This is a genomic window from Neochlamydia sp. TUME1, from assembly GCF_000813645.1.
GTDB lineage: Bacteria > Chlamydiota > Chlamydiia > Chlamydiales > Parachlamydiaceae > Neochlamydia.
The window spans coordinates 1-2,869 of sequence record NZ_JRXI01000145.1 but is presented as its reverse complement, the minus strand read 5'-3'; the positions used below and the strand labels follow the sequence as shown (position 1 = coordinate 2,869).

Sequence of the window (2,869 nt, the reverse complement as noted above, 5' to 3'; positions counted from 1 at the left end):
TACCAGCTAGCCGACGAAATCTTTCATCATCTAAATCTTTTACTATTTCAAATTTCATTGTGCCCTCGCTCATTTTTAGGCACAAGTATACTCATAAATTTAATTTCGAAAGAAGTCTAATGAAATAAAAAACTTTTAGCCATCTTATCTTTAAACAAGTAATTCGCTTTCCTTCCCGCAACTAGGCAAGCTTAAACTAACCTACACATTATAACGGCAAGAAGTTTTTCTCTTTTTCTGCAGAGTGTTTTATGGCTGGGAGAACAACCTTTCTTGACAGGAAGAAGCTAGGCGTATTGTATTCCATCAGGCGGTAGAAGAATTAAAACATTGCGCCAAAAAGAGCCATTTTTCTCAAATAAGGCAAAGAATCAATCTCATTCTTTTAGCCACACCAAAATTGCCGCATCACTTAATCCCCAAAACCTGTTGCTGCTCCTAAATGCTTGGAAGGCCCCCGCCCTTTCCTTAAATCTATCTGGAAAAAAAAGCGTGGTAGATTATCTGTGAATTGTTTTTCCTTGATACGGATACGAATTGTTTTGACTTGCCTTTTTAATTTTTTTATATTGCCTTTAAAAATAAAAATGATGAAAGGTCATCACTACCCCAGGAAATAAAATGCATTCTATCTCTTCGGCCTCTATTGAAAGCTTGCCTAATGAATTGCTGCTCCCTATCTTAGAGGCTTGCACAGTTCCTTCCTTATTTAGCGTCTGTAAAAGATGGCATCATCTGCTGGCTACGGAAGTCATGCCTTCTCTTTATAAGCAAATAGGTAAGATGCATTTTCCTCAAGGAGATGTAGATGAGCGAGCTTTTCTTATAGATAAAATTTATAAGCTAGACGATGGACTTCCTGAAGTAGCAAAGGTTGCTGCAATCTTTAAGCAAGTCTTTAGCCTAGCTACAGCTCTTTCTCCATTAGAATTAGAATTTAAATGGAGAACGGAGGAAAAAAAATATCTTACCCTGGCTAATTACTCCTCTTATATGGTAAATATTAATCGCCTGTTAATGTGGAAAAAACTTCCAGGTGGAGAGGAATTCTTAGAGCAAGAAGAAATCAAGTACTTGCCTTTAGAAAGAAAAGGAGAGCTATTTGGAGGGTGGATTGAAGAGCATGGCAAAGAGATTACGTGTTTAAACTTAACAGAGAAGGGTTTGACCTTTTTACCCTTAGAGATAGGGTTGCTACCCCAGTTACAAGCGCTTTATCTAAGCAATAATCATCTCACAATTCTTCCTAGAGAGATAGGACAACTTTCTCATCTAAAATGTCTTAATTTAAACGATAACCAGCTAAACACTCTTCCTGCTGAGTTAGGGCAGTTGTCTAATCTGCGAAGACTTTTATTAGAAGGTAACCAGCTTAATACCCTTCCAGTAGAGATAGGAAGACTTTCGCAGCTGCGAGAACTTTCCTTAGAAGTCAACCAGCTTATCTCCCTTCCTGCAGAAATAGGCCAGCTTGCTCAGCTAAAGATATTAAACTTAAACTATAACCAGCTCAGCACCCTTCCAGCAGAGATAGGACAACTCTCTAAGCTGCAAAAATTTTCCTTAGAAGGTAACTATCTTATTACTCTTCCAGCAGAGATAGGGCAGCTATCCCAGTTGCAAACCCTTAGCTTAGAAAGTAACCAACTCGCTTTCCTTCCTATAGAGATGGGTCAGTTAGCAAAGCTAAAAGACCTTGACTTAAAAGACAATCAGCTAACTCATCTTCCTAAAGAGATGGGACAGCTAACATATCTAGAAAGCCTTGTCGTAAGATGCAATCGGCTTACTAGCCTTCCTAAGGAGATATGTCAGTTGCTTCAGCTGAGACGGCTTGATATACGCTATAATCAGCTTACCTTCCTTCCTGTAGAGATAGAGCAGTTGGATAATAATGGAAACGTAATCCTTGATTTAATCGGAAATCCATTTGAAAGTATCCCTCATGTGCTAAAAGAGCGGTTTCACCTCTGGTATTGAAAAAATTTTAACAGTTACGTTACCGATCTAGCATTAGTCAAATTTTTTCATAAAAAAGCCCTGAGGCAGGCTTTAGGTAAGCGGTCACGGGGGTAATCAATTATTTTTGGTAAGTAAAATAATTTGTAGAATTTACATTTGTCTAATCATAGTATGCAACCCTCATACGAACAGATGTTTAAAGAAAATGCCTAGTTATGAGCTGAAAATACAAAGTTAGAAAAGAAGAAGAAGTTACGATAGGCTAAGACTTAAGTTGCTATTCCTCAACAACGCATGCGTTAGCCCCAAACATGAGACTTAAATTAACTGCTAATGTTTCAGTTTTATTCTGTCTGCTACCCCTATTTTTTACTATGCAAATTTTTTGGCAGTTTGTAGATAAGCATTAAAAAGCTATCTTTTTATGGCTGCTATTAAACTTTTCTTTTATCTTTAATACTACAAAGAGAACTTGCTAGTTAAAATATCGCTTTATAAAAAGCTCAAATTTTTTATCATACCATAAATTAATCATATCTTATTAAGAGCGAGGGGAAAAAGGGGCAGATAAGCCCCTTTTTTAGGCTTTCTCCTATAGAAGGATGCTAATTGAAAACCTTATTTTCTCTTAGGCCCTATATATATATTATTTTGCATGTTTGATTTTCTTTAGGATAAATTTTACCGAGATGCTTTTTAGGCAGTATTTTAATGCGACTATTAATGCCAACAAATTTGATAGGGTAACCAATTTTTTTTATAAAAAACCCTAGACGCTCTTAAAGATGATAAACGTTACAAATAGGAATAAAATCAAATTTATTTATAGCGCTTTCAGCTTCTTTGAGAAATTTTCAACAGGACTTCATGGAATAAAAGGCGACTTGGTTACTGTTATAGTGGTTTG

The 2,869-nt window shown here is 36.4% G+C and carries 1 protein-coding gene; it reads left to right on the top strand.

Features of this window, described 5'->3' with window-relative positions; genetic code table 11:
* Positions 1 to 621: 621 nt before the first annotated feature.
* Positions 622 to 1,980: an F-box protein gene (locus DB41_RS10835; RefSeq protein ID WP_052243994.1), complete on the top strand. Its 1,359-nt coding sequence runs from the start codon at positions 622 to 624 to the stop codon at positions 1,978 to 1,980.
* The last annotated feature ends 889 nt before the right edge of the window (positions 1,981 to 2,869 follow it).

Coding starts and splice junctions, on each gene's coding strand:
- DB41_RS10835 (WP_052243994.1), top strand. CDS start 622: ATGCATTCTATCTCTTCGGCCTCTATTGAAAGCTTGCCTAATGAATTG.